Consider the following 24,533-nt stretch of genomic DNA (forward strand, 5'->3'; position numbering starts at 1 on the left):
GACGTATACGTCAAGCAGTGTAGCAGGGGCCACCAAAGCGCGCGGTGTCCAGCTTTACCGTCACTCCGCCGGCTTGAACGCCAACAACTGCACGCCTTCCGTCACCTGATCGCCCACGCCGTACAGCACGGATTCGACCACACCGTCGGCAGGGGCCGTGAGCGTGTGTTCCATCTTCATGGCTTCCATGACGACCAGCGGCGCGCCCTTGGTGACGGTCTGGCCCGGCGTGGCGAGCACGGCGATGACCTTGCCGGGCATCGGTGCGGTGAGCTTGCCGCCTTCGTCGTCGGCCTCACCGGCGTGGGCGAGCGGGTCGTGGCGCTCGAGCGTCCAGTGTGCGCCGCCGGTGAAAACGTGGAAGGCATCGCCATCGGCATGCACCTGCCCGGTGGCCTTGTGCGAGCCGAGGGCGACGGTGAAGGTCTCGCCGTGGCGTTGCGTGGTGAAGGGTGCGTCGGCGCCGTTGGTTTTCAAACGTGTGCCGTCACGGCCATAGACGAGCGTGGCGTCGATGGATTGATCGCCGTGCGTGAAATTTAGCGTGCGTTCAGCCGCGCCATTGAGGCGCCAGCCGCTGCCGCGTGCCCATGGGGAGTGTGGATCGCGCGTGTCGGTGCGCAGGCTGCGTGCCTCGCGTGCCAGCAGCGCGGCCACGGCCAGGGCGATGGCGTCTTGCGGTACTTGCGGCGCAGCGGGGAACAGTGTGTCGTGGTTGCGCGCGATCAGTCCCGTATCCAGATCGGCCGTCGCAAACGGCTTCGATGCCACCAGGCGACGCAGGAACGCCACGTTGGACGACAGCCCAACCAGATGGAAACTGCCCAGCGCCTGCAGCATGCGAGCGAGCGCTTCTTCACGGTCGCGGCCCCAGACGATCAGCTTGGCGATCATCGGGTCGTAGTAGGGGCTGATGGCGTCGCCTTCGCGCACGCCGGCGTCGATGCGAATGGCTGCCGGTTCGCCACTGGCTTGCGCGCCCACGGTGAACTCCACCGCCGCTGGCGTGCGCAGCACCTTCAGCGTGCCGATGGAGGGCAGGAAATCGCGGTCGGGGTTCTCGGCGTAGATGCGTGCTTCGAGCGCATGGCCGTGGATGTGCAGCTCATCTTGCGAGCGCGGCAGCGGCTCGCCGGAGGCCACGCGCAATTGCCATTCGACGAGGTCTTCGCCTGTGATCATTTCGGTGACAGGATGCTCGACCTGCAGGCGCGTGTTCATCTCCATGAAGTAGAACGTGCCGTCTTCATCGACGATGAACTCGACCGTGCCGGCGCCCACGTAACCGACGGCGCGTGCGGCGGCCACCGCGGCCTCGCCCATGGCGCGGCGGCGGTCCAGCGTCATGCCGGGGGCCGGGGCTTCTTCCAGCACCTTCTGGTGGCGGCGCTGCACGGAGCAGTCGCGCTCGAACAGGTAGACGGCATCGCCAAAGCTGTCGGCGAAGACCTGGATTTCGATATGGCGCGGGCGTGTGAGGTACTTCTCGATCAGCACGCGGTCGTCGCCAAAGCTGCTCGAGGCTTCACGCTTGACGGAGGCGAGCGCGGCTTCGAACGCATCGCCCGATTCCACCACGCGCATGCCCTTGCCGCCGCCGCCGGCGCTGGCCTTGATGAGCACGGGGTAGCCGATGCGGTCGGCCTGCGTGCGCAGGAAGGCGGCGTCCTGATTGTCGCCGTGGTAGCCGGGGACGAGCGGCACGCCGGCCTTCTCCATCAGTGCTTTCGCGGCGCTCTTGCTGCCCATGGCTTCGATGGCGGAGGCCGGTGGGCCGACGAAGATGATGCCGGCTTCTGCGCAGGCCTTGGCGAAGGTTTCGTTTTCTGACAGGAAGCCGTAGCCGGGGTGGACGGCTTGGGCGCCCGTGGCGAGTGCGGCTTCGAGGATGCGGTCGGCGCGCAGGTAGCTGTCGCGGGCGGCGGGCTCGCCGATGTGGATGGCTTCGTCGCAGGCGGCGACGTGGCGGGCGTTGGCGTCGGCATCCGAGTAGACCGCGACGGTGCGGATGCCCAGCTTGCGGCAGGTGGCGGCGACTCGGCAGGCGATTTCGCCTCGGTTGGCGATGAGGAGCTTAGTGATCATGGTGTTGGTACGTCTCCTGGTTTTGTTTTTGCACTTGTGGTGCATCCCTGGTTTCATCCCCTGCCGGGGCTGAGTCACTTTCTTTGTCTTGCCAAAGAAAGTAACCAAAGAAAGGCGCGCCCGAGATGGCGACCCCTTCCTTGAATTTGTGTAACCGTGCGGAGAGGGAGGCAAACTCGCTTCGCTCAGACAAGCCTCCCTCTTTTTTCCGCCCGCTTACACAAATTCAAGGCGCCATCTAGGGCAGGAACGTCAACGGCCAAACCGTTGGTGTGCGTGTCCCGTCAGGCTCTTGTTTGTTGCTGTGTGCTGCTTCGCTTCGCTCGCTGTCTCCAACTGGTTTTGCTCGCTTCGCTTCGCGTCTTGCCGCGTACCTACTACTGCGTGTGTGCTTCGATGGTTTGGCGGTTGGAGCCCTTGATGGCGCCTTGAATTTCTGTTGCAAGGAGGAAAAAGGAAGGGGAACTGTCTGAGCGAAGCGAGTTTTCCCCTTCCCCTCCTTGCGACATAAATTCAAGGGGAAGTCGCCATCTCGGGCGCGCCTTTCTTTTGCTTACTTTTCTTTGGCAAGACAAAGAAAAGTGAGTCAGCCCCGGCAGGGGATGAAACAAGGGATGGACCACAAGCAAAAAAACCATCCCTACTCAAACGCATCAATCGGCAGGCGTAATGTCGATATGGCAATGCGAAGAATGCGAGTGCCCAGCATCAGCACTTTGATGCAGATGATCCTGCACCTCCACCCGCATCCCCAACCGCGCAAGCAGCTTGCGATCCGCATCCGCTTCCGGGTTATCCGTCGTCAGCAGCTTCTCGCCATAGAAGATCGAATTCGCCCCCGCCATAAAGCACATCGCCTGCAGCGCATCGTCCATCGCCTCGCGGCCAGCAGACAAACGCACCATCGCCTTGGGCATCGTGATCCGCGCCACGGCAATCGTCCGCACAAAATCAAACGGGTCCAGTTCCTCATTCCCCGCCAGCGGCGTGCCTTCCACCTTCACCAGGTTGTTGATCGGCACCGAATCCGGATACGGCTCCATGTTCGCCAGCTCGGCAATCAGCCCCGCACGCTCGTGCACCGATTCCCCCAGCCCGACGATGCCGCCGCAGCACACATTGATGCCGGCATCACGCACGTGCTCGAGCGTGTCGAGACGATCCTGATACGTGCGCGTGGTGATGATCTCGCCGTAGAACTCGGGTGCGGTGTCGAGGTTGTGGTTGTAGTAGTCCAGCCCCGCATCCTTCAACTGCGCAGCCTGCTCCTGCTTGAGCATGCCCAGCGTCACGCACGTCTCCAGCCCCATCGCCTTCACGCCGCGCACCATGTCGGCCACGGCATCGAGTTGATGCGGCTTCGGGTTGCGCCACGCGGCGCCCATGCAGAAGCGGCTCGCGCCGTTTTGCTTGGCGCGCGATGCGGCTTCCAGCACTTCGTCGATCGGCATCAGCTTTTCAGCCTCAACACCGGTGTCGTAGCGCGCCGATTGCGGGCAGTACGAGCAATCTTCCGGGCAGCCGCCGGTCTTGATGGACAGCAGCGTCGAGAGCTGCACCGCATTCGCATCAAAGTTGGCGCGGTGCACCTGCTGTGCCTGGAACAGCAGGTCATTGAACGGCAGTGCGAACAGCGCTTCGATGGCTTCGCGGCTCCAGCGCGCATCGGGCGCCTGACCTGGCGTGACAGGCGCTTTGGCGGCGTTCGGAACGAAGTTGAGCGGAGTGGATTGCATGAGGACTTCCTTCAATCGAATCTTGATGCGTGGTTTTGTAGTGATGCGGGTCAGGCCGGCAGCAGCCAGTTCGGGCGGCGCTTGCCCAGAAAACTTTGCACGCCTTCGCGGCCTTCATCGGAGGCGCGAATGGCGGCGATGCGATCGGCAGTATCCGCCAGCAATGCGTCGTTGATGGGCGCGCCGGACACTTCGCGCACGAGGCGCTTGCTCTCGCGCACGGCGTTCGGGCTGTTGGCAACGAGTGCGGCGGTGATGTCGCTCACCTTCGCGTCGAGCGTGTCGGCGTTCACGAGTTCATGCACGAGGCCCAGGCGATGCGCCTCGGCGGCGGAGAAGCGCTCAGCAGTGATGAAGTAGCGGCGCGACGCTTGCTCCCCCAACGCGCGAATCACATACGGGCTGATGGTCGCCGGAATCAACCCGAGCTTGGCTTCCGACAGGCAGAAGTTGGCCGTCTCCACCGCCACCACGATGTCACATGCGGCGACCAGGCCGACGCCGCCGGCATACGTGTCGCCCTGCACGCGCGCGATCACGGGCTTCGGGCACGTGTAGATGGTGCGCAGCATCTCGGCCAGCCGCAGGGCATCGGCGCGGTTCTCGTCATCCGAGTAGCCGGCCATTTTCTTCATCCAGTTCAGGTCGGCACCTGCGCAGAATGCGGGGCCGTTGCCCGACAGGACGATGGCGCGCACGCTGGGTTCATCGGCCAGTGCGCGAAACGCGCCAGTCAACTCGGCGATGACCGTCTCGTTGAACGCGTTGCGCACGTCAGGCCGGTTGAGCGTGAGCGTGGCGACGGCGCCGTGTTGCGAGAAGGCGAGGGTCTCGAAGGAGGCGTTCATTCGGGGTCCTTGTTGGTGTCGGCCTTGGGGTCGTCTGCGCCAGAGGCTTCGGCGCCACTGCCTGTGGCCGTTTGCACAGGGCTGACTGGACCTGCGGGCAGGCCGAGTTCGCGCAGGAAGGCGTCGACCTGCGGCAGCCAGATGGCCAGGCCCGCATGGCTGGCAAACATGCCGTGCGAGTCGTTTTTGAACTTGCCGAAATCCACCAGCCGCGCCTTGCCACCGGCGCGGCTGTAGGCGGCAAACATGTCTTCCGGCATCGGCCTGGGCCAGTAGCTGTCGTTGTCGCCGTAGAACCAGAGCGACGGGTAACGCGCTTGCCGCCCGTATGTTTCGAACGCGCGTACGAGGTTGCCTTCCCAGTCGACGCAGGTGTCGTTGCGCAGGCCGCCGGCAAAGTTCACCAGGCCCCGCACGCCCGGGTAGGCCATGGTGCCGAAGGCCAGCGTGGTCAGGCCGCCGTGCGACTGGCCCATGACGACGATGCGGTCGCGGTCCACGTACGGCTGCTGCGTCATGTAATCGAGCGTGGCCACCACGTCCTCGGCCTGGACGATGCCGTTGGCTTCAACGTTGCAGCCGCTGCCGATATAGGCGCCGCCGGATCGGGAGAAACCCTGCCGCATCGGGATGACCACCACGTAGCCGCGCGCGACCAGCGCCGCGGCCTGCTCGCTGTACCGTGCGCGCGCCTGGAACGATGCCTTGCCGCGCGCCTTGCCGTGGTTGAGCACGATGAGCGGGAACGGGCCGTCGCCGGCCGGCTTGTAGATCGTGGTTTCCAGCTTGATGGTGAAGATGCCCGCAGACTTGGGCACGTCTACCACCGTCTCGCTCATGCCGGATGGCCCGGCTGCGGCTGCTGGCTCACTTGCATGCGCGGCAGCGAGCAGCAGTGCGCAGCCAGCGGCTGCCCATGCACTGCGCCACGTTCGCGCGGACTTCCTGTTCACTGCAAATTCCATTTTTTTCGTTGGGCGGCCCGCTTACATGCGGAACACGCCGAAGTTCATGTCGCCGATCGGTGCGTTCAGGCTGGCCGACAGGCCCAGGCCCAACACGGTGCGCGTGTCGGCCGGGTCGATCACACCATCGTCCCACAGACGCGCGCTGGCGTAGTACGGATGCCCCTGGCGTTCGTATTGATCGCGGATCGGTGCCTTGAAAGCGGCTTCTTCATCCGCGCTCCACTGGCCGCCCTTGGCCTCGATGCCGTCGCGGCGCACGGTAGCGAGCACGCTGGCGGCCTGCTCGCCGCCCATCACCGAGATACGCGCGTTCGGCCACATCCACAAAAAGCGCGGCGAATACGCCCGCCCGCACATGCCGTAGTTGCCCGCCCCAAACGAGCCGCCGATGATGACCGTGAACTTGGGCACCTGTGCCGTCGCCACCGCCGTCACCATCTTGGCGCCGTTCTTGGCGATGCCCTCGTTCTCGTACTTGCGCCCGACCATGAAGCCGGTGATGTTCTGCAGGAAGACCAGCGGAATCTTGCGCTGGCAGCACAGCTCGATGAAGTGCGCGCCCTTGAGCGCAGCCTCGGAGAACAGGATGCCGTTGTTGGCGATGATGCCCACCGGGTAACCCCAGATGCGCGCAAAGCCGCAGACGAGCGTGGTGCCGTAGCGCGCCTTGAATTCGTCAAAGGCGGAATCATCGACGATGCGGGCGATGACTTCGCGCACGTCGAACGGCTTGCGCGTGTCGGTGGGGATCACGCCATACAGCTCTTCTGCCGGATAGCGCGGCTCAACCGGCGCATGAATCTGTACCTGGTCCGGCTTGCGGCGGTTCAGGTGCGCGACGATGCTGCGGGCCTGGGCCAGCGCGTGCGAATCGTTATTGGCAAAGTAGTCCGCCACGCCCGACAGCCGCGTGTGCACATCGGCACCGCCCAGGTCTTCGGCGCTCACCACTTCACCGGTGGCAGCCTTCACCAGCGGCGGGCCCGCCAAAAAGATCGTGCCCTGTTCCTTGACGATGATCGACTCATCGCTCATGGCCGGCACATACGCGCCGCCCGCCGTGCACGAGCCCATCACCACCGCGATCTGCGGAATGCCCTTCGACGACAGGTTCGCCTGGTTGTAGAAGATGCGGCCGAAGTGATCGCGGTCGGGGAAGACGTCGTCCTGGTTCGGCAGGTTGGCGCCGCCCGAGTCGACCAGGTACACGCAGGGCAGGTGGTTCTGTTCGGCAATCTCCTGCGCGCGCAGGTGCTTCTTCACCGTCATCGGGTAATACGTGCCGCCCTTGACCGTGGCGTCGTTGCAGACGATCACGCATTCCTGCCCCGAGATGCGGCCGATGCCGGTGATGATGCCGGCGCCCGGTGCTGCGTCGTCGTACATGCCATACGCCGCCAGTTGCGAGAACTCCAGGAACGGCGTGCCAGGGTCGAGCAGTTGCTGCACGCGATCGCGCGGCAGGAGCTTGCCGCGCGCGAGGTGCTTGGCGCGGGCGTCGTCACCGCCGCCCTGGGCGATGCGGGCCACCTTGTCGCGCAAATCGGCGACGAGGGTGCGCATGGCATCGGCGTTGGCCTTGAAGTCTTCGGCACGGGGGTTCAGCTTGGTGTCTAGCGTCGGCATGGCAGCGATGCGGAAAATGCAGCGAGGTTCAATCGGAGAAGGTGCCGTCGACGTACAGCCAACGGCCCTCAGGGGATTCAGCGCCGCTGGCGTCCAGGCGGACGAAGCGGCTGGTTTCATGCAGGCGATGCGCGCGGCCGCCCACCTTGTAGCGCGCGACGAATTCCACTGTCGCATGCGTGGCGTCTTGCGGTACGTGGCGTTTCACGTCCAGGCCCAACCAGCGCGTGGCGGCGGCGTCTGCCTCGGTCGTTTCCAGATCGGCGGGGCAGGTGGACGGATGCCACGTGCTGCGCAGATATGCGGTGTTGCCCAGCACATAGGCGCTGTAGCGCGAGCGCATGAGCAACTCGGCCGTGGCCGGCACCGCCTCGCCCGCGTGGAAGGGGCCGCAGCAGCGCACATAGTCGCCACCGCCGCAGGGGCAGGCGTCATTCGGGCCGATGGGCTTGGCTTGGGGCGCGGACATCAGGCCAGCAGATCCGGCAGTTCGCGCATGTCGGTAAACGTGCGCGTGGCGCCGGCGGCAATCAGCGGGCCCGGCGCGTTGCGGCCGGCGTAGGCCAGCACCGTCATGCCGGCGGCGTGGCCGGCGGTGACGCCCGTGGGGCTGTCTTCGATCACCAGACAACGCGACGGCGAGACCCCCAGGCTGCTGGCAGCCAGCAGATACACATCGGGCGCGGGCTTGCTGCGTTCGACCTCGGTGGCCGAGAAGATGCGCACGTCCGTCGGCCGGAAGTGCTCGATCAACCCGGTGCGATTGAGTTGCAGCTCCACCTTCGTGCGATCGGCGCCCGAGGCCACGGCCATCGGCAGGCCCAGCCTGGAGAGCACATCAATGGCGTGCGCGATATGCGGCACGGCCTCCACTTCGGCTTCGAGCAGCACATTGCGGCGCGCATGGAAGGTGGACAACCAATTGGGCGGCAGCGGCGCGCCCCGCATCTCGGCAATCGCGTCCAGCTCTTCTCGAATGGCTTTGCCAAGGAAGCGCTTGATCGAATCTTCCTGGCTGATGTTGATGCCGAGCTCGGTCAGCATCTCCCAGATCAACCGGTTGACAAGGGGTTCGCTGTCGACCAGCACGCCGTCGCAATCGAAGAGGATGGCGTCAAAGCGCGGGTGGCGCGGTTCGGTCGAGGCGGGTTGAGAGACTGCAGTCATGCTTGTGTCGTTGGTGGGTTGTTACCGGCGGTCCATGTGTCGGCTGCCTTCAGATACGTCCATCGCGCAGCAACGCTTCGATCTGATCAAAGCGGTCGAAGCCCCAGAACGGTTCGCCGTCGACGATCACATACGGCGAGCCGAACACGCCGCGCGACATGGCCAGGTCGATCTCGGCCTTGAGCTGGTCCTTGATCTGCTGGCTGCTCGCGCCGGCATTGAGCGCAGCGCCGTCGATGCCCATGGTGTCGGCGATCTTCATCACCTCGGTCGGCTCGCCGATGTTGACGTCATCGACAAACAGACCGCGATATACCGCGCGTGCGAAGTCGATGGCGCGGTCGCCGCCGTGGTGGTCGTGCACCCACAGCGTGGCGCGCGCGGCGTATTGCGTGGGCAGCGGGAAGTGCGTCGGCCGGCGGTATTCGATGCCGTTGAAGCGCGCGGTGCGCTCGAAGTCGCGCCACGCATAGTCGCCCTTGAGCGGGAGCTGCGGTAGGGGAGCGCTGCCGGTGGTCTTGAACACGACGCCCAGCAGAATCGGGTGCCAGGCCGTGGCCCGGTTGTACTGCTTGGCGAGCTCCTCCACGCGCGTGCTGGCGAAATAGCCGTACGGCGATGAGAAGTCGAAGTAGAAATCGATGGCCCCGTTCATGATGTGCTCCCCTGTTGTCGTGCTGCGGCTTTCCAACAAGCGCCTACGCCAGCGCGCGGGCGATCAGGATCTTCTGGATATCGCTGGTGCCTTCGTAGATCTGGCACACGCGCACGTCGCGGTAGATGCGTTCCACCGGGAAGTCGCTCACGTAGCCGTAGCCGCCGAAGACCTGGATGGCGTCGGAGCACACGCGCTCGGCCATTTCGCTGGCATTGAGCTTGGCCATGGCCGCTTCCTTCAGGCACGGCAGGCCCGCGTCTTTCAGGCTGGCGGCGTGCCACACCATCTGCCGCGCCACGTCGATGCGCGTGGCCATCTCCGCCAGGCGGAACTGCACCGCCTGGTGCGCAAACAGCGGCTGGCCGAAGCTCTCGCGCTCCTTGGCATACGCCAGTGCGGCTTCGAAGGCGGCGCGCGCCATGCCCACGCTTTGCGAGGCAATGCCGATGCGCCCGCCTTCCAGCCCCGACAGCGCCATCTTGTAGCCCGCGCCTTCTTCGCCAAGCAGGCAATCGGCGGGGATGCGACAGTCTTCGAACACGATCTGCGCCGTGTCGGAAGAGTGCTGGCCGAGCTTGTCTTCCAGCCGCGCAACGATGTAGCCCGGCGTCTTGGTCGGCACCAGGAACGCGCTGATGCCGCGCTTGCCCGCTGCCTTGTCGGTCACGGCCATGACGATCGCCACGTCGGCATGCTTGCCGCTGGTGATGAACTGCTTCACGCCGTTGAGGACCCAGTGGTCGCCATCCCGCGTGGCGGTGGTGCGCAGGGCCGAGGCATCGGAGCCGACGTGCGGCTCGGTCAGGCAGAACGCGCCGAGCATCTCGCCGCGCGCCAGCGGCACGAGCCACTGCTGCTTCTGCGCGTCATTCGCAAACGCCATCAGCATGCTGCACACGGGGCAGTTGTTTACGCTGATGACGGTGGAGGTGCCGCCATCGCCAGCGGCAATCTCTTCGAGGATGAGGGCGAGCGACAGGTAGTCGAGTCCCGCACCACCCAGCTCTTCCGGCACGGCCACGCCATACGCACCCAGTTCGCCGAGCTGACGGTGCACGTCTTTCGGGAACGTGCCATCGCGGTCCCATGCAGCGGCGTGCGGCGTGATCGCCTCGCGCACGAAGGTGCGGATGGCGTCGCGGATCATTTCCTGTTCTTGTGTCAGTAGCATCGTTCCGCCCTCACCATGCGATGACGGTGCCGTCATAGTTGCGGAACCCACCGTTGTCGGCGCGCGTGGCGCCGGCAATCACGCGGCGGATGCCGGCCACGCTTTCCTGCACCGTGATGGCCGCGTCGGCGCCGCCCATGTCGGTCTGCACCCAGCCGGGGTGGAAGGTCAGGCACGTGGCGTTCTTCGCGTCGAGCGACAGCCCGCGCAGCGCGGCATTCGCCGCAGCCTTGCTGGCGCGATAGAGCCAGCCGCCGTTGCCCGTCATCTCGCCGATGCTGCCCATGCGGCTGGAGAGGATGGCCAGTACGCCACCCGTTTCATCCGCGCCATTGCGACCAGCTTCCACCATCGGCAGCACGGCTGGCAGCACGCCCATCGGGGCCCACACATTGGTATGCATCACGGCATCAAAGTCGGCCTGGCTGACGGGCACAGCGCCCTGCGTGCGCGGGCCGTAGATGCCCGCCACGTAGATCGCCACGTCCAGCGCCTCGCCGTCGAGCTTCCACGCGAGTCCGGCGACGGCGTTGGTGTCGGTCAGATCCAGCACGTGGGTCTCGGCGCCCAGCGTTTGCAGCGCCTGTGCGGCCTCTTGTGAGCGCACGGTAGCGATCACGCGCCAGCCGTCTGCACGGTACTGCTTGGCGGTTTCCAGGCCGATGCCGCGCGACGCGCCCAGGATGAGGGCGGTGCGCGTGCGGCGGGAGGTTGCGTTCGTCATCGCGCTGCCTTTTCCATTTCGTTCAGTACAGTTCGATGCCCACGGCGGTGGCTTCACCGCCGCCGATGCACAGGCTTGCCACGCCGCGCTTGCCGCCGCGGTGTTGCAGCGCGCCCAGCAGCGTGGCGATCACGCGTGCACCCGAAGCACCGATGGGGTGGCCGAGCGCACACGCGCCGCCGTTCACGTTCACCTTCTCGTGCGGGATGTGCAGGTCGTGCATGGCCGCCATCGGCACCACGGCAAACGCTTCGTTGATCTCGAACAGGTCGACGTTGTTGCTGTTCCAGTCGAGCTTCTTGAACAGCTTGTCGATGGCCGTGACCGGTGCGGTGGTGAACCAGCCCGGCGCCTGCGCGTGCGTGGTGTGGCCGAGCATCACTGCCAGCGGCGTGATGCCGAGCTGCTTCGCCGTGGACTCGCGCATCATCACCAGCGCGGCGGCGCCATCGTTGATCGACGAGGACGATGCGGCAGTCACCGTGCCGTCCTTCTTGAACGCGGGCTTGAGCGAGGGGATCTTGTCGACCTTGATGCGGCGCGGGCCTTCATCGGTGTCGATGACGGTGTCGCCGGTCTTGCTCGATACGGTCACGGGCGTGATCTCCCAGCGGAACGCACCGGATTCGGTGGCCTCTTGCGCGCGGCGCACTGACGTCATCGCGAAGTGGTCTTGTGCCTCGCGCGTGAAGCCGTACTTCTCGGCGCAGTCTTCGCCGAATGTACCCATGGCGCGGCCCTTGTCATACGCGTCTTCCAGGCCGTCGAGCATCATGTGGTCGTAGATCATGCCGTGGCCGATGCGGTAGCCGCCGCGGCCTTTCGGGATCAGGTACGGGGCGTTGGTCATGCTTTCCATGCCGCCTGCCACAACCACATCCAGCGACCCTGCGAGCAGGGCGTCGTAGGCATTCATCGCGGCGCGCATGCCCGAGCCGCACATCTTGTTGACCGTGGTGCAGCCGACCGACAGTGGCAGGCCGGCACCCAATGCGGCCTGGCGGGCCGGTGCCTGGCCTTGGCCTGCGGGCAGCACGCAGCCCATGATGACTTCTTCAATCTGTTCCGGCTTCAGGCCAGCGCGTTCGACTGCCGCGCGGATGGCTGCGGCGCCGAGTTGGGGAGCGGTCAGGCTGGCAAGTTCGCCCTGGAAGGCGCCCATTGGCGTGCGGGCGGCGGAGGCGATGATGATGCGGTCGGACATTGCGGTCTCCTGGTGTGCTTCGACATGGTTCTGCACTTGTGGTGCAGGTTGATGTGTCTCTTGCTTTGGGGTTTGTGTTTTGTGGTGCATCCCCCGTTTCACCCCCTGCCGGGGGCACTCACTTTCTTTGTCTTGCCAAAGAAAGTCAGCAAAGAAAGGCGCGCCCAAGATGGCGACACCCTCCTTGAATTTGTGTAACCGGGCGGAGACGGGGAAAACTCGCTGCGCTCAGACAGTTCCCCGTCTTTTTTCCGCCCGCTTACACAAATTCAAGGCGCCATCTAGGGCAGGGTACGGCCACACCATCTGTGGGCTGCCCCGTGGCGCTGTGTTTCTTGCTTCTATCGAAGCCCAAAGCGTCAACCTCGGGCCTCCAAGAGCCGGCGCTGACTCTCAAAGACTCAACATTGGGACTCAAGAGAGCCAGCGCCGAGTCTCAAAGCATCAGCGTCGGGCCTCCAAGAGCCGATGCTGACTCTCAAAGAGCCGGTGCTGACACCTAAAGACCCAACACCGGGACTCAGGAGAGCCAGCGCCGAGTCTCGAAACGTCAGCGTCGGGCCTCCAAGCGCCGATGCTGACTCTCAAAGCGCCGGCGCTGACTCCCAAAGCGCCGCCACCGGGATTCACAGAGCCGGTGCCGAGGGCTCCGCGACGGTGTGGCCGTACCTTGCCCTAGATGGCGCCTTGAATTTGTGTAAGCGGGCGGAAACAAGACGGGAAACTGTTTGAGCGAAGCGAGTTTTTCCCTTCCCCTCCCTGCGACATAAATTCAAGGAGTCTTTCGCCATCTCGGGCGCGCCTTTCTTTGCTGACTTTCTTTGGCAAGACAAAGAAAGTGAGTCAGCCCCGGCAGGGGATGAAACCAGGGATGGACCACCAACAAAAACCCCCACCCCCTAACAACAAAAATCAAAACCCAACCGGCGTCGGCACACTCCCTTCCTTGCCATAGTTCTTCCAAGCCTCCGCCAACTGCGCATGCAGCTCCCCATTGGAGCTCGCCGCCATCCCCAGATTGCGCAACATCCCATCCTTCACGCCATAAATCCACCCGTGAACCGTCAGCGGCTGCCCGCGATCCCAGGCGTCCTGCACGATCGTCGTCAGGCACACGTTGTTCACCTGGTGGATCACATTCAGTTCACACAGCCGATCATGCTGATCCTGCTCGCGCACCACCGTGCCGAGATACGTCTCATGCTGTTCCGCCACATCCCGCACATGACGAATCCAGTTATCCGCCAGGCCGAAGCGCTGCTTGGTCAGTGCAGCCTTCACGCCAGAACACCCGTAGTGGCCCACCACGGTGATATGCCGGATCTTCAGCACCTCCACCGCAAACTGCAGCACCGACAGGCAGTTCAGATCCGAATGCACCACCACGTTGGCGATGTTGCGATGGACGAACACCTCGCCCGGCGGGAGGCCGATGATCTGGTTGGCAGGCACGCGCGAGTCCGAGCAGCCGATCCACAGGTACTCGGGGTTTTGCTGGTTGGCGAGCGCGGAGAAGAACGTCGGGTCTTCGGCGTTGACGCGCTCGACCCACTTCCGGTTGTTTTCAAAGAGCGCTTTGATGCGATTCGGCATGGTTTCCCGACGTGTTGAGAGAGTTAGGCGGCGGCGCGTTGCAGCGTTGTTGTTGCTTGTTCGGCTGCAACCTCTTGTGCGCCGGCGCCGTATCGGTTGACGAAGCGTTCGCTTGCGTCATACGCGTAGAAATCGTGCGTTTGTCCGGAGAGCAGGCGTTCCTTGTAGGACTGCCACATGGCCGGGTCGAAAAAATCTGCGTGGTGCTTGAGGAAGGCCGCCCGCACGCGCGGGTCGCCCAGCAGGAACGTGCCGTACGTCTCCGGAAAGATGTCGTGCGGGCCGACGCTGTACCAGACCTCGCCCGACATTTCCTCTTCTTCGTTGCGCGGCTGCGGCACTTTGCGCACGTTGCAGTCGGTGAGGTATTCGATCTCGTCGTAGTCATAGAAGACCACGCGGCCGTGGCGCGTCACCCCAAAGTTCTTGTACAGCATGTCGCCGGGGAAGATGTTCGCGGCGATCAGTTCCTTGATGGCGTTGCCGTATTCGACGATGCCGTGTTCGACCTGCGCATCGGTGCCTTCCTGCAGCCAGATGTTCAGCGGTGTCATGCGGCGCTCGATGTAGACGTGGCGGATGACGATTTCTTCTCCGCCGTCTTCGCCGCGCTGGTATTCGACCATCGACGGTGCGTGCTTCTCCAGCTCCTTGATGAGTTCTTCATCAAAGCGCGAGAGCGGGAAGGCCACGTCGGAATACTCCAGCGTATCGGCCATGCGGCCCACGCGGTCGTGCCGCTTGACGAGCTGGTACTTGCTCTTGATCAGCTCGCGCGTGGTTTCCTTGGGCGGCGGAAAGTAATCCTTGATGACCTTGAAGACGTACGGGTACGACGGCAGCGTGAACACCAGCATCACCAGGCCCTTGATCCCGGGCGCGATGATGAACTTGTCCGACGAGTGCTGCAGGTGGTGGAGGAAATCCCGGTAGAACAGGTTCTTGCCCTGCTTCTGCAGGCCGAGCGAGGTGTAGATCTCGGCGCGCGGCTTGCGCGGCATCAGGTCACGCAGGAAGGTCACGTACGCGGACGGAATCTCCATGTCCACCATGAAGTATGAGTGCGTGAACGAGAACAGGATCATCAACTGCTCGGGGCGCAGCAGCACGGTGTCCAGGCGCAGGGAGCCGTCGGCGTTGCGCATGATGGGCACGGCCAGCGGGTACGTCCTGTCGCCGTTGATCACGCGCCCGATGATGTACGCCGCCGTATTGCGGAAGAACAGCGACGACAGCACGTGGATCTGGAAATTCGGCGCAATGCGATAGTCGCCGAAGTGCTCGCCCACCGCGCGCACGAGGTAGCCGATATCGCGCCGCAGGTCTTCAAACGGGGCTTCGAGCTGGAAGTTGTGCACGATGCGTTCGAAGCAATCGCCCAGGCCGTCGCGTGAGCCGGGGTAGTAGGCGCGGTAGGTCGGCTTGGTGGGCGACTCCTCGTTCTCGATGTATTCCGTCGAGATGGCCGGCCGCACGAAGATGAAATCGTTGCTGAAATACGAGCGGTGCAGGATGCGCGTGCACACCGAGTTGAAGAAGGTCTCGGCCAGCTCCGGCTGATGATGGTTGGTCAAGAGGCCGATGTAGTGCAGCTTGATCTGGCGCCAGATTTCGTCGTCGATGTTCTCGGCGTCGTATTCGTCTTCCAGGATGACCGAGGCTTCGCGCACGCGCTCGTCGTAGTAGGCGATCCGGTCGCGCTGCAACTGCTGCATGCCGGCCCAGTCTCCACGCTCGAAGGCCGCCTTGGCCAGCACGCAGACCTCGCGGAACAAGCGGTAGTGCTTGTCGAAACCGTCGAGCATCGTGCGGGCGACGTCAAAGGCGATCTGCGAGGAGAGGAGCTTGGGGAAGTGGGACATGGCGTATGCGCGGGGGAGGGCGGGAAAGCGACAAGACCAGCAAACCAGGAAGACCTCGATTGTATGGCCTTGGCTGCCGTGTTCGCGTCCTGAAACCGTTCCGCCTCCTTATCCGTTTGGCTGAGGGCGCCGCGCCGCCAGCCTTGCCATCCGCGCCTTACATCGTTTCTGCGTACAGCTCCCGCCCGATCAGCATGCGGCGGATTTCCGACGTGCCGGCGCCGATCTCGTACAGCTTGGCGTCGCGCCACAGGCGGCCGACCGGGAATTCGTTGATGTAGCCGTTGCCGCCCAGGATCTGGATCGCTTCGCCGGCCATCCAGGTGGCTTTTTCGGCGGTGTAGAGGATCACGCCGGCGCAGTCCTTACGCACCTGGCGCACGTGGTCGCGACCCAGCGAATCGAGGTTCTTGCCAACGGTGTACAGGTACGCGCGGCAAGCCTGCAGCGTGGTGTACATGTCGGCCATCTTGCCCTGGATGAGCTGGAATTCGCCAATGCTCTGGCCGAACTGCTTGCGGTCGTGGATGTACGGCGTGACCACGTCCATGCACGCCTGCATGATGCCGATCGGGCCGCCGGAGAGCACGGCGCGCTCGTAGTCCAGCCCGCTCATCAGCACCTTGGTGCCGCCGTTTTCCTGGCCGAGGATGTTTTCCACCGGCACTTCCACGTTGTCGAACACCAGCTCGCCGGTGTGCGAGCCGCGCATGCCGAGCTTGTCCAGCTTCTGCGCCACCGAAAAGCCCCTCATGCCCTTCTCGACGAGGAACGCCGTCATGCCGCGCGCGCCCAGCTCGGGCTCGGTCTTGGCGTAGACGACCAGCACGTCGCAGTCGGGGCCGTTGGTGATCCACATCTTGGTGCCGTTGAGCACGTAGCGGTCGCCTTTCAGCTCCGCGCGCAGCTTCATGCTGACGACGTCCGACCCGGCATTCGGCTCGCTCATCGCCAGCGCCCCGACCCATTCGCCAGACACCAGCTTGGGCAAGTACTTGGCCTTCTGGGCCGGCGTGCCGTTGCGGTGGATCTGGTTCACGCACAGGTTCGAGTGCGCGCCATACGACAGGCCGACCGACGCCGACGCACGGCTGATCTCTTCCATGGCGATCATGTGCGCCAGGTAGCCCATGTTGGCGCCGCCGTACTCCTCGGCCACCGTGATGCCGAGCACACCCAGCTCGCCCATCTTGCGCCACGCGTCCATCGGAAACTGGTCGGTGCGGTCGATTTCACCCGCACGCGGTGCCAGCTCGCCCTGCGCCCAGTCGCGCACGGCCGAACGCAGCATCTCGATGTCTTCACCCAAATCGAATTTCAGGCCGGGCAGGTCAATCATGGTGGTCTCCTTGGGCGCGACCTTGCGAAAGGGGCCGCTGGTGTCTCTGGGTGAGGCCTGGCACCGTGAGGTGCGCGCCGCTTGTGGCAGACGCACCGGTGCCGGCAGGGTGTCGCGTATTGTATTGACGTTTACGTAAACGTCAATATGCGTCAACACCGTAAGGTTGCGGAATCACGCGGCCTTGCGTCGCTTGGGCGGCTTGGCGGCGCTCGCATGGGCATGGTCGAGCAGGCGGCGGCACTGGCGTTCGTGCTGGTCGATCTCCGCCAACTGGGCGTTCAGGTCATCCAGCTGCTGCGTGAGCACGGCGCGATGCTGCGCCAGCGAGGCCAGGAAGCGCTCCAGCTGCGGCACCGTATCGCGCGGCGATTCGTACAGGTCCAGGATCTCCTTGATCTCGCCCAGCGACAGGCCAAGCCGCTTGCCGCGCAGCGTCAGCTTCAGACGCGTGCGTTCGCGCGCGGAATACACGCGGCGGCGCCCGCCCGGGCCTTGGCGATCCGGCGCCAGCAGGCCCTGGTCTTCGTAGAAGCGGATGGCGCGCGGGGTGATGTCGAATTCGCGTGCGAGGTCCGTGATGGTGAAGCTGGCGTCGGCAAGCTCGCCGGCATCGCCGGATTCAAGATCGGCGGCAAGCTCGGCTGCGGCAGACGGAGTGGATGCGGACATACGGCGCGTAAGGTGGGATAGAGCGGTGTGATGGAGGGTGCACGCCGGGCAGCGGCATTAAGTTTTCGCTTAAGATGGGAGACCCGACGTCGAATTGACGTTAACGTTAGCGTCAAAGGCGCGAGACCGCAATCCACGAAGACCGCCTCTCCAAGGCGGCTTGAGACTACTCCCATGAACGCACTCGAACTCCAACTCGACTATCCGTTTGGCGACACGCTGCCTGAAGGCGGCACGCGCTTTGAGGTTGCCCCCGACATCTACTGGCTGCGCATGCCGCTGCCGTTCGCGCTGGACCACATCAACCTCTGGCTGCTGCGCGATCACCAGGACGGGCAGGACGGTTGGACCATCATCGACTGCGGCATCAACCACGAAGCCATTCGCGGGCATTGGGAAACGATTTTCGCGAACCACCTCGACGGCCTGCCGGTGCTGCGCGTGCTGGTCACGCACTGCCATCCGGACCATGTCGGCCTGTCGAGCTGGCTGTGCGAGGGCGGCGACGCCAAGCGCTGGAACGTGCGCCTGTGGATGAGCCTGGGCGACTACGCCTTTGCTCGCATGCTGGTGGGCGGCACCGGCGCCTCGAACGCCGGCGGCGAATTCGCCGCGCGCCATTTCGAGCGCCACGGCCTGGTGGACGCCGACTCCATCGACCGCATCCGCAACCGCAAGGACTACTACAGCACGCTGGTACCGAGCGTACCAGGCCAGTACCGCCGCCTGATGGACGGCGACGTCGTCCACATCGGCCAGCACAACTGGCGCGTCATCACCGGCTTCGGGCACGCGCCCGAGCACGTCGCGCTCTACAGCGAAGACGCCAACGTGCTGATCTCCGGCGACATGGTCCTGCCGCGCATCTCCACCAACGTGAGCGTGTTCGACCTGGAGCCCGAGGCCGATCCACTCACGCTGTATCTCGATTCGCTCGGCAAGTACGAATCGCTGCCCGAAGACGTGCTGATCCTGCCGTCGCACGGCAGGCCGTTCCGTGGCCTGCATACGCGCATCCGGCAGCTGCGTGACCATCATGCCGATCGCCTGGCCGAAACGCGGGCCGCGTGCAAGACGGCCCCGCAGTCCGCTCGCGACATCGTCAACGTCATCTTCAAGCGCCAGTTCGACGTGCACCAGATGACGTTTGCCATGGGCGAGGCGCTTGCCCACCTCCATGCGCTGTGGCACCGTGGTGAACTGGTGCGCGAAACCGGTACCGACGGTATCGTCCGCTTTCGCGCCGCCGCATAACCTCGCTCTTCACGGACTCCGCCATGGCTGACCAGCACGACGTTCTCGACGACAGCGCCGTCGCGTTGCCGTTTCCCGCCAACACCCCACCGGCGCCGTATTACGCCGTGATCTTCTCCTCCACCCGCACCGAAGGCGACAACGGCTACGGCGCCATGGCCGATCGCATGGTGGAATTGGCGCGCGACATGCCGGGCTTTCTCGGTATCGAATCCGTGCGCGATGAGCTGGCGGGCGCGCAGGGGCGGCCGGGCATTACCGTGTCGTACTGGTCGTCGTTGGAGTCCATTCGCGAGTGGAAGAACCAGAGCGACCACATGGCCGCGCAGAAGCTTGGGCGCGAACAGTGGTATGCGTCGTATCACCTGCGCATTGCCAAGGTGGAGTATGACTACGGCTTCGTGCGATAGCGCACCATCCACTCCAGCAAAAAACCCGCCGATCGGCGGGTTTTGTTTTGGGCGGCGACTTGATCGACCTAGCGCAGTGTCTTGGCAAACTGGCCAAGGTAGCGCACACCCTCGATCGCGCGGCTGCCGTACCACGACACCATCTCGCCATCCACGAGGTAGACCGGCTTGCCGATCTGCTTCTCCAGCGCGTCGACGTGCTCTTCGGTAAAACTGTAGGGCTCGGTGGAAAGCAGCACGCAGTCGATGCTGCGCACCACTTCATCGCTCCAGCGGAACGTGGGGTAGCGCGTGTCCGGGCGGTTGGGGCGGGCGCAATCGCCGCTCTTTTCGGTACCGCATTGCACGGGCGCCGGGTCCTCCGGCCACGTGTGGCAATTGACGAGCTTGAGCATGCGCGAGATGTACGTGTCGCGCGATACCGTCATCCACGGGTCTTGCCAGATGGCGTACAGCACGCGGTGTGGCAGGAAGTGGCGGCCGCGCAGGTCGTCCAGTTCCTGCGTGAGTGCATCCGACAGCGTTTGCGCCTGCGTCTCGCGACGGAAAATGCCGCCCAGCAGCTGGTACAGCGTGAGGTTGTCTTCAGGCGCGCACGGATGCGTGACGATGATGTTGGGGATGAACTCGCGCAGCTTGTCGACGGTGGCGCGCGTGTTCTCGTCGATGTTGACGATGACGTGCGTGGGCGCCAGCTCGCGCAGCTTGTCGAGCTTGACGGTCTTGGTGCCGCCCACCTTGGGCACGTTGCGCACCGCTTCGCGCGGGTGAATGCAGAAGCCGGTGCGAGCGACGAGCTGATCGCCGAGGTCGAGCGAGAACAGCAGGTCGGTAATGGAAGGCACCAGGCTGGCGATGCGCGGCGGGGCGTCTACCGCGGCGTGCGCCTGGCCGAGCGCGTCGGTGTAAGTCATCACGAAATCTCAGGTTTGCGGGGTTTGCGCGGCGCGCGCGCAAACGCCATGTCGTAGAGCCAGCGTGGCAGCACGTGCAGCAGCTTGGCCACGATGCCCATCTGCCATGGCAGCACCGTGAACCGCACGCCGCGATGGATGGCGTTTGCGGCCTTCTGCGCGAAGCGGTCTGCTGGCATCAGGAAGGGCATCGGATATGGATTGTGCTCGGTCATCGGCGTGCGGATGTAGCCGGGGGCGATGGTCACCACACGCAGGCCGGGCCGATTCTTGCGAGGACTGAACTCCACGCGCAGGCTTTCCATCAGCTTGATCACCGCCGATTTGGAGGCGCTGTACGCCGCCGCGCCGGGCAGCCCGCGCACCCCTGCCACGCTGGCAATGCCAACCAGCGTGCCGCCGGGCTGGCCGGGCATAGCGCGCGCCAGCATCGGCCCGACGAACGGCTGGAAGGTGTGGAGCACGCCCATCCAGTTGGTGTCCATGACGGCGGCAAAGGCTTTCAGGTCGCCGGGTTCGCGCAGGTCGGTGCCGACCGAGATGCCGGCATTGGCGATCACCACGTCGGGAAGTCCCGCCGTGGCGATGAAGGAATCGGCGGCGGCGCGCATGGAATCAGCGCTGCGCACATCGGCGGCGTAGCAATGGCAGCGGCTGCGCATGCTGGCGGGCAGCGTCTGCACAAAGTCGTGGAGCACCTCCACACGCCGGGCTACCAGCCCGAGCGTGGCGCCCTGAGCCGCGTACTGACGTGCCAGCGCCTGGCCGATCCCGCTGGAAGCGCCGGTGATGAAGACGGTCTGGCTCATGTCGATGTCCTGTGGGTGTGAAGAAGGCCGACGCACAAAAAACGCCCGCACTGGGGCGGGCGTCGATGGCGGTGTCACGCCCGGGCGGAGGCCCGGAAACGCGGCAATCCGTCACATCTTGCGGTTGCGCACCTGATCGACGAGGTAGTCGAGCGTCTGGGCGGCGCCCACGTTGCTGCCGGCGTCGGCCGGCGAGGTGGTGTACTTGCCCTGCACCACCACGGTCGGCACACCTTCGATCTTGTACTGGTCAGCCAGTTGCGCGGCGCGTTTGGTATTGGCGTTCACACTGAACGAGTTGTAGGTGTCGCGGAACTGCTTTTCATCGACGCCGTTGGCCGCCATGAACTTGGCAATGTCATCCAGTTCCGACATCGAGCGGTAGTTCTTGTGCAGTTGATCGAACACGCGGTCATGCAGCGTGCGGCCGCTGGCGTCCTTGGCGTCGAGCTTGCCCAGCGCCTCCAGCGTGTAATAGATGCGGGTATGCGGCTCCAGCTTGGCATTGAAGGCGACCGGCACGCGCTTGATCACCACGTCCTTGCCTTGCTTGGCAACCCACGCCGTCCAGGTGTTCTCGAAGTCGTAGCAGTGGGGGCAGCCGTACCAGAAGAACTCCGTCACTTCGATCTTGCCTGCGGGCACCGGTTGCGGCGTCTGCAGCACTTTGTAGTCCTTGCCGGCGGTGGGCGCGGCGTTGGCCGGCGCGGTCATCAGCAGGCCGGCGCCGGTGGCGAGGGCGATCAGGAAAGCAGCGAGTTTTTTCATGGTGAATGGAAGAAATAGCGGGAAAACCACCGAAATCGAGGTCCGAGCAGCCCAGAGCGGGTGTCAGCGTAACCGAATCTCAGGTTTCTGACCGATCACAGCCCGCCGGGTTCAAGCGGGCTGCATGACTTCACGTTACTGACGGGCAAAGCGGATGACCGACGACTCCACGCCCGCCGACTGCAGGCGGCTGCGCACGGCGGTCATTTCGTCCAGCGAGTTGTACGGGCCCATGCGCACGCGGAACATGATCGCGCCGTTCACTTCACGCTGCGTCACCTTGGCTTCAAAGCCTTGCATGGCCAGATTGCCCTTCTGGCGCTCGGCGTCTTCAGCCGATTTGTAAGCGCCCACTTGCAGGAAGTAGCCCGTCTTGGCGGCATCCTGGCGCGCGATTTCGGCAATCGGGTCTGCCACGGGTTTTTCGGCCGGCGTGGCGGGTTTCGGCGGTTTGGCCGCCGGCGTGCTGGCAGGCTGCGGGGCCGGGGTGGGAGTAGCGGGTTGAGCCGGGTGGATGGTGATGCCCGGGGGCGGGTTGTTCGGCTCGGGGGCCTGGTCGACCGGTTTAGCCGGCACGCGGCTCCACAACGGCGCGTTCGGGTCGGTTGCCGGGCTGCTGGCCTGCGGCGCTGCCGGTGCGGGCGTCGGCAGCGGGTTGACCACGGTGCCCGGCTCGCTCGGCTTGGGTTGTGCGCCGTTGCGCGACACGAACGGCACCGGCGCCTTGGTGATGTACACCGCCACCACCACGGCGATCGCCAGACCGACGATCAGGCCAAGCACCAGACCCAGAAACGTGCCGCCCCGTTGCGAGCGGGCACGGGAAGATTGCGTATTACGTGCCATGTCCATCCTTCTAGAAGCGCCCGATTATAAGAGCGCCGTGTGATGCCAAATCGTGCGCATTTACATCTTTTGCGGAGCCGACACCCCGATCACCGCCAGCCCGTTGCGCAGCACCTGGCGCGTGGCAGCCAGCAACGCCAGGCGGGCGCGCTTGACGGCCTCGTCGTCGACCAGCACGCGATCGGCGTTGTAGAAGGCGTGGAAATCGCCCGCCAGGTCACGCAGGTAGAAAGCCACTGCGTGCGGGGCCAGTTCGCGCGCGGCGTCGGCCAGCATGTCGGGGAAGGCCGCGAGGCGCTGCACCAGGGCGGTTGCCTGCGGGCTGACGTCCGGGCCAGTCACCGCCGCCAGATCGGCGCCGGTAAGCGAGGCAGCATCCACGCCGGCGCGCTCGAACACCGAGCAGATACGCGCATGGGCGTACTGCACGTAGTACACCGGGTTCTCGTCGCTCTGCTTGAGCGCCAGATCGACGTCGAAGACGAATTCCGTATCGGCCTTGCGCGACAGCAGGAAGAAGCGCACGGCATCGCGCCCGCGCGTGAAGCGCGCCGGCCAGTTCGGCTCACCGGCGTCTACGCAGGCGCGGATGGTGTCGACGCCCGCTTGCGCATCGGCATCGCCGTTGGACCATTCGATCAGGTCGCGCACCGTCACGTAGGAGCCTGCGCGCTTGGAGATTTTCACCTCGGCGCCGTCCTTCATCACCGTGACCATCTTGTGCAGGACGTAGTCGGGGTAGCCCTTGGGAATGCCGATATTCAGGCCCTGCAGGCCGGCGCGCACGCGGGCGATGGTGCCGTGGTGGTCGCTGCCCTGCACGTTGATCACCTGCGTGAAGCCGCGGCCCCACTTGGTGGTGTGGTACGCCACGTCGGGCACGAAATACGTGTAGGCGCCGTCGGACTTGCGCATCACGCGGTCCTTGTCGTCGCCGTCATCGGTGGTGCGCAGCCACAGCGCGCCTTCCTGCTCGTACGTCTTGCCGGCAGCGATGAGCGCGTCCACCGTCTGCTGCACCTTGCCCTCGGTGTAGAGGGACGATTCCAGGTAGTAGCGGTCGAACTTCACGCCAAAGGCCTGCAGGTCGATGTCCTGCTCGTTGCGCAGATACGTGACGGCGAAGCGGCGGATGGCTTCGAGGTTTTCGACGTCGCGCTCGCCCGTCACGGGTTCGCCATCGGAGGCGCGCACGGTCTTGCCGGCCATGTAATCGGCGGCGATGTCGGCGATGTAGTCGCCGTTGTAGGCGGCTTCTGGCCAGTTGGCGTCGCCGGGCTTGAAGCCGCGCGCACGGGCCTGCACGGACACGGCCAGGTTCTGGATCTGGACGCCAGCGTCGTTGTAGTAGAACTCGCGGTGGACCTTGTGGCCCTGCCAGTCGAGCAGGCTCGCCAGTGCATCGCCCAGCGCCGCCTGGCGGCCGTGGCCGACGTGCAGCGGGCCGGTCGGGTTGGCGGAGACGAATTCCACCAGCACGGGCGCGCCGTCATGGGTGTTGGCGGCGCCGTAGCGGTCGCCTTCGGCAAACACGGCGGCAATCACGTCAGCGCGCGCAGCGGGCGACAGGCGCAGGTTGATGAAGCCGGGGCCGGCGATTTCCACGGCGGCGACCAGGCGCTGGCCGCGCGCATCGGCGCGGATGGCGTCCGCAATGCTGCCGGCGAGTTCACGCGGGTTCTTGCCCAGCGGCTTGGCCAGTTGCAGCGCCACGTTGCAGGCGATGTCGCCGTGCGCGGCTTGCTTGGGGCGCTCCAGGACGATCTCCGGTCGGGCTTGGCCCTCGGGCAGCAGGGTGCCGACGGCGTCGGACAACAATTGGGCGATCGTCTGTTTGTGGGAGGGCAGCATAAGAAACCATGACGCCGGCAGTGCTGAA

General features: G+C 64.8%; 22 protein-coding genes. 2 read left to right on the plus strand and 20 right to left on the minus strand.

Features of this window, described 5'->3' with window-relative positions:
* Positions 1–60: 60 nt before the first annotated feature.
* From NG900_RS02260 to NG900_RS02330, 15 genes are all read right to left on the minus strand, one after another.
* Positions 61–2,085, minus strand: a complete 2,025-nt coding sequence (locus tag NG900_RS02260; RefSeq protein WP_252676258.1) for an acetyl-CoA carboxylase biotin carboxylase subunit — start codon at positions 2,083–2,085, stop codon at positions 61–63.
* Positions 2,086–2,738: 653 nt separating this feature from the next.
* Positions 2,739–3,821, minus strand: a complete 1,083-nt coding sequence (gene bioB, locus NG900_RS02265) for a biotin synthase BioB (RefSeq protein ID WP_252676260.1) — start codon at positions 3,819–3,821, stop codon at positions 2,739–2,741.
* A 50-nt stretch (positions 3,822–3,871) separates the two neighbouring features.
* Positions 3,872–4,669 (minus strand): enoyl-CoA hydratase/isomerase family protein, encoded by a 798-nt coding sequence (locus NG900_RS02270; protein WP_252676262.1) that lies wholly within the window; start codon positions 4,667–4,669, stop codon positions 3,872–3,874.
* Positions 4,666–5,634 carry a dienelactone hydrolase family protein gene (locus NG900_RS02275; protein WP_420804106.1) on the minus strand — a complete coding sequence of 323 codons (969 nt, stop codon included), beginning with the start codon at positions 5,632–5,634 and terminating at the stop codon, positions 4,666–4,668. Before NG900_RS02275 ends, NG900_RS02270 begins: the two co-directional genes overlap by 4 nt.
* A gap of 21 nt (positions 5,635–5,655) precedes the next feature.
* The gene (locus tag NG900_RS02280) at positions 5,656–7,263 is read right to left on the minus strand and encodes a carboxyl transferase domain-containing protein (protein ID WP_252676266.1); all 1,608 of its coding nucleotides are present in this window, start codon (positions 7,261–7,263) and stop codon (positions 5,656–5,658) included.
* Positions 7,264–7,291: 28 nt separating this feature from the next.
* The gene (locus NG900_RS02285) at positions 7,292–7,732 is read right to left on the minus strand and encodes a YchJ family protein (RefSeq protein ID WP_252676268.1); all 441 of its coding nucleotides are present in this window, start codon (positions 7,730–7,732) and stop codon (positions 7,292–7,294) included.
* Entirely contained in the window at positions 7,732–8,430 is a 699-nt protein-coding gene (locus tag NG900_RS02290; protein WP_252676270.1) for an HAD family hydrolase, read from the minus strand. Before NG900_RS02290 ends, NG900_RS02285 begins: the two co-directional genes overlap by 1 nt.
* 49 nt (positions 8,431–8,479) lie before the next feature.
* Positions 8,480–9,085, minus strand: coding sequence for a 2-hydroxychromene-2-carboxylate isomerase (locus NG900_RS02295; protein WP_252676272.1), 606 nt, complete (start codon positions 9,083–9,085; stop codon positions 8,480–8,482).
* Between the two features lie 43 nt (positions 9,086–9,128).
* Entirely contained in the window at positions 9,129–10,259 is a 1,131-nt protein-coding gene (locus tag NG900_RS02300; protein WP_252676274.1) for an acyl-CoA dehydrogenase family protein, read from the minus strand.
* A gap of 10 nt (positions 10,260–10,269) precedes the next feature.
* Positions 10,270–10,983 (minus strand): SDR family oxidoreductase, encoded by a 714-nt coding sequence (locus NG900_RS02305; RefSeq protein ID WP_252676276.1) that lies wholly within the window; start codon positions 10,981–10,983, stop codon positions 10,270–10,272.
* 22 nt (positions 10,984–11,005) lie between these two features.
* Positions 11,006–12,187 carry an acetyl-CoA C-acetyltransferase gene (locus tag NG900_RS02310; protein WP_252676278.1) on the minus strand — a complete coding sequence of 394 codons (1,182 nt, stop codon included), beginning with the start codon at positions 12,185–12,187 and terminating at the stop codon, positions 11,006–11,008.
* 912 nt (positions 12,188–13,099) lie between these two features.
* Positions 13,100–13,780 carry a carbonate dehydratase gene (gene can, locus NG900_RS02315; RefSeq protein WP_252676280.1) on the minus strand — a complete coding sequence of 227 codons (681 nt, stop codon included), beginning with the start codon at positions 13,778–13,780 and terminating at the stop codon, positions 13,100–13,102.
* A 23-nt stretch (positions 13,781–13,803) separates the two neighbouring features.
* Positions 13,804–15,642 carry a bifunctional isocitrate dehydrogenase kinase/phosphatase gene (aceK, locus tag NG900_RS02320; RefSeq protein WP_252676282.1) on the minus strand — a complete coding sequence of 613 codons (1,839 nt, stop codon included), beginning with the start codon at positions 15,640–15,642 and terminating at the stop codon, positions 13,804–13,806.
* A 157-nt stretch (positions 15,643–15,799) separates the two neighbouring features.
* Complete coding sequence (locus tag NG900_RS02325; RefSeq protein WP_252676284.1) at positions 15,800–16,981, minus strand: isovaleryl-CoA dehydrogenase; 1,182 nt, start codon at positions 16,979–16,981, stop codon at positions 15,800–15,802.
* A 174-nt stretch (positions 16,982–17,155) separates the two neighbouring features.
* Positions 17,156–17,653, minus strand: coding sequence for a MerR family transcriptional regulator (locus tag NG900_RS02330; RefSeq protein WP_252676286.1), 498 nt, complete (start codon positions 17,651–17,653; stop codon positions 17,156–17,158).
* A 174-nt stretch (positions 17,654–17,827) separates the two neighbouring features.
* Here NG900_RS02330 and NG900_RS02335 point away from each other — a divergent pair, with 174 nt between their 5' ends.
* Both NG900_RS02335 and NG900_RS02340 read left to right on the plus strand, forming a co-directional pair.
* Complete coding sequence (locus tag NG900_RS02335; RefSeq protein ID WP_252676288.1) at positions 17,828–18,907, plus strand: MBL fold metallo-hydrolase; 1,080 nt, start codon at positions 17,828–17,830, stop codon at positions 18,905–18,907.
* Positions 18,908–18,930: 23 nt separating this feature from the next.
* Complete coding sequence (locus NG900_RS02340; protein ID WP_252676290.1) at positions 18,931–19,317, plus strand: antibiotic biosynthesis monooxygenase family protein; 387 nt, start codon at positions 18,931–18,933, stop codon at positions 19,315–19,317.
* 68 nt (positions 19,318–19,385) lie between these two features.
* Here NG900_RS02340 and NG900_RS02345 read toward each other — a convergent pair whose 3' ends face one another.
* From NG900_RS02345 to argS, 5 genes are all read right to left on the minus strand, one after another.
* Positions 19,386–20,231: a helical backbone metal receptor gene (locus tag NG900_RS02345; RefSeq protein ID WP_252676292.1), complete on the minus strand. Its 846-nt coding sequence runs from the start codon at positions 20,229–20,231 to the stop codon at positions 19,386–19,388.
* The gene (locus tag NG900_RS02350) at positions 20,231–21,040 is read right to left on the minus strand and encodes an SDR family oxidoreductase (RefSeq protein WP_252676294.1); all 810 of its coding nucleotides are present in this window, start codon (positions 21,038–21,040) and stop codon (positions 20,231–20,233) included. Before NG900_RS02350 ends, NG900_RS02345 begins: the two co-directional genes overlap by 1 nt.
* A 111-nt stretch (positions 21,041–21,151) precedes the next feature.
* Positions 21,152–21,808: a thiol:disulfide interchange protein DsbA/DsbL gene (locus NG900_RS02355; RefSeq protein ID WP_252676296.1), complete on the minus strand. Its 657-nt coding sequence runs from the start codon at positions 21,806–21,808 to the stop codon at positions 21,152–21,154.
* A 135-nt stretch (positions 21,809–21,943) separates the two neighbouring features.
* Entirely contained in the window at positions 21,944–22,654 is a 711-nt protein-coding gene (locus NG900_RS02360) for an SPOR domain-containing protein (protein ID WP_252676298.1), read from the minus strand.
* A gap of 60 nt (positions 22,655–22,714) precedes the next feature.
* Complete coding sequence (gene argS, locus NG900_RS02365) at positions 22,715–24,505, minus strand: arginine--tRNA ligase (protein ID WP_252676300.1); 1,791 nt, start codon at positions 24,503–24,505, stop codon at positions 22,715–22,717.
* Between the last annotated feature and the right edge of the window lie 28 nt (positions 24,506–24,533).

The sequence above is a fragment of the Ralstonia soli genome, from assembly GCF_023955655.1.
Classification (GTDB): domain Bacteria; phylum Pseudomonadota; class Gammaproteobacteria; order Burkholderiales; family Burkholderiaceae; genus Ralstonia; species Ralstonia soli.

Bases quoted from the DNA above. Each gene is read 5' to 3' on its own strand.
- NG900_RS02260 (WP_252676258.1), bottom strand. From the start codon at position 2,085: ATGATCACTAAGCTCCTCATCGCCAACCGAGGCGAAATCGCCTGCCGA.
- bioB (WP_252676260.1), bottom strand. From the start codon at position 3,821: ATGCAATCCACTCCGCTCAACTTCGTTCCGAACGCCGCCAAAGCGCCT.
- NG900_RS02270 (WP_252676262.1), bottom strand. From the start codon at position 4,669: ATGAACGCCTCCTTCGAGACCCTCGCCTTCTCGCAACACGGCGCCGTC.
- NG900_RS02275 (WP_420804106.1), bottom strand. From the start codon at position 5,634: ATGGAATTTGCAGTGAACAGGAAGTCCGCGCGAACGTGGCGCAGTGCA.
- NG900_RS02280 (WP_252676266.1), bottom strand. From the start codon at position 7,263: ATGCCGACGCTAGACACCAAGCTGAACCCCCGTGCCGAAGACTTCAAG.
- NG900_RS02285 (WP_252676268.1), bottom strand. From the start codon at position 7,732: ATGTCCGCGCCCCAAGCCAAGCCCATCGGCCCGAATGACGCCTGCCCC.
- NG900_RS02290 (WP_252676270.1), bottom strand. From the start codon at position 8,430: ATGACTGCAGTCTCTCAACCCGCCTCGACCGAACCGCGCCACCCGCGC.
- NG900_RS02295 (WP_252676272.1), bottom strand. From the start codon at position 9,085: ATGAACGGGGCCATCGATTTCTACTTCGACTTCTCATCGCCGTACGGC.
- NG900_RS02300 (WP_252676274.1), bottom strand. From the start codon at position 10,259: ATGCTACTGACACAAGAACAGGAAATGATCCGCGACGCCATCCGCACC.
- NG900_RS02305 (WP_252676276.1), bottom strand. From the start codon at position 10,983: ATGACGAACGCAACCTCCCGCCGCACGCGCACCGCCCTCATCCTGGGC.
- NG900_RS02310 (WP_252676278.1), bottom strand. From the start codon at position 12,187: ATGTCCGACCGCATCATCATCGCCTCCGCCGCCCGCACGCCAATGGGC.
- can (WP_252676280.1), bottom strand. From the start codon at position 13,780: ATGCCGAATCGCATCAAAGCGCTCTTTGAAAACAACCGGAAGTGGGTC.
- aceK (WP_252676282.1), bottom strand. From the start codon at position 15,642: ATGTCCCACTTCCCCAAGCTCCTCTCCTCGCAGATCGCCTTTGACGTC.
- NG900_RS02325 (WP_252676284.1), bottom strand. From the start codon at position 16,981: ATGATTGACCTGCCCGGCCTGAAATTCGATTTGGGTGAAGACATCGAG.
- NG900_RS02330 (WP_252676286.1), bottom strand. From the start codon at position 17,653: ATGTCCGCATCCACTCCGTCTGCCGCAGCCGAGCTTGCCGCCGATCTT.
- NG900_RS02335 (WP_252676288.1), top strand. From the start codon at position 17,828: ATGAACGCACTCGAACTCCAACTCGACTATCCGTTTGGCGACACGCTG.
- NG900_RS02340 (WP_252676290.1), top strand. From the start codon at position 18,931: ATGGCTGACCAGCACGACGTTCTCGACGACAGCGCCGTCGCGTTGCCG.
- NG900_RS02345 (WP_252676292.1), bottom strand. From the start codon at position 20,231: ATGACTTACACCGACGCGCTCGGCCAGGCGCACGCCGCGGTAGACGCC.
- NG900_RS02350 (WP_252676294.1), bottom strand. From the start codon at position 21,040: ATGAGCCAGACCGTCTTCATCACCGGCGCTTCCAGCGGGATCGGCCAG.
- NG900_RS02355 (WP_252676296.1), bottom strand. From the start codon at position 21,808: ATGAAAAAACTCGCTGCTTTCCTGATCGCCCTCGCCACCGGCGCCGGC.
- NG900_RS02360 (WP_252676298.1), bottom strand. From the start codon at position 22,654: ATGGCACGTAATACGCAATCTTCCCGTGCCCGCTCGCAACGGGGCGGC.
- argS (WP_252676300.1), bottom strand. From the start codon at position 24,505: ATGCTGCCCTCCCACAAACAGACGATCGCCCAATTGTTGTCCGACGCC.